Below are 1,089 nucleotides of genomic sequence, written 5' to 3' on the forward strand. Positions count from 1 at the left end.
GTATCTATATAATATTCGCTGATTTACACATCACAGGATATTTTCGAGAAAAAGTATCCGAAGTATTGAGGTAGTGACATACCAGAAAATTTGCTTTCCAGATTTTCAACGACACGGAGCAAGGCTATTGAATATTCCGGGGTTATGTTTTCAATGTTTGTTTTGAGTGCGGTGAGATAAGGGACCAGCGTTTTTTTGTTTTCAAGTAGAGAAAATCCGTTGATATCACTGAGTTGTTTGATATTTTCAAACTGTAAGGCAACATTGACAGGTGCTTTGACAGGTGCTTTCAAGATATTTGCCACGGCATCAATATAACGATAATAACCGATGGAACCCGATTGTTTCGACAAATAGGCCAGCTCTTTGGCAATATGCCAAATGTTTTCTGAATTGGCGCTATACAGAACCGTTCGAATGTACGACGCTAATTCAGCAATATCAGCCTCCTGCGAAAAACCGGAACCGGCTGCATATAGATACAGCAATCTTGTTGTATGGAATAGGAAATATCTATTATCCCTTTTTGGTACATTGCCACTGTCTTCAACTCTTGGGATGAATTTTTTTCAATATTGTCAACTAGTTCCAACAACTGTCTGGATAGTTGGTTATTCTCCAATTCAATGAATTGCCTGATTTCCAGAAGCAAATGCCAGTGGCGAATGCTTGTACTCTTTTTGGATACAAATGGATTTAAGAAAATCGTAAGTGACATATTGCCTTGGCATAGAACCCAATGATGCAAAACCAAAAAGACAGGCAGTTTGATACAGTTCTGTCCGTTGTGCTTCTGTCAGATGTTCAGGAAGTCCCCTAAGGGAATCATCTCGTTTACAAAATGACTGGCACATTTCAAATGTTTTAAATGCTTCAGGAATATAATTGAATGCTTTGTGATTACTATTAAAAACCTGTTGGCACAACTTTGCAGTTTTCATCTTTTCAGGAACATAACGTAGCACAATGCCATTTTTTTTACAGGCTAATTCACACAATTCTGCTGTTATTTTCTCCCGAGGGCAAAACTCTAATGACCCACACCTGACCCACACCTGACCCACACCTGACCCACACCTGACCCACACC

The 1,089-nt window shown here is 39.3% G+C and carries 2 protein-coding genes; both read right to left on the bottom strand.

Annotation, left to right across the window (positions count from 1 at the left end):
• Positions 1–23: 23 nt before the first annotated feature.
• On the bottom strand, positions 24–488 hold the full coding sequence (locus KDK14_RS16305; RefSeq protein WP_257266236.1) for a hypothetical protein: 465 nt from the start codon (positions 486–488) through the stop codon (positions 24–26).
• 135 nt (positions 489–623) lie between these two features.
• A partial coding sequence (locus tag KDK14_RS16310; RefSeq protein WP_257266237.1) for a DUF4116 domain-containing protein occupies positions 624–1,089 on the bottom strand: 466 nt, incomplete at its 5' end.

The sequence above is a fragment of the Endozoicomonas sp. ONNA2 genome (assembly GCF_024606365.1).
Taxonomy (GTDB): Bacteria; Pseudomonadota; Gammaproteobacteria; order Pseudomonadales; family Endozoicomonadaceae; genus Endozoicomonas.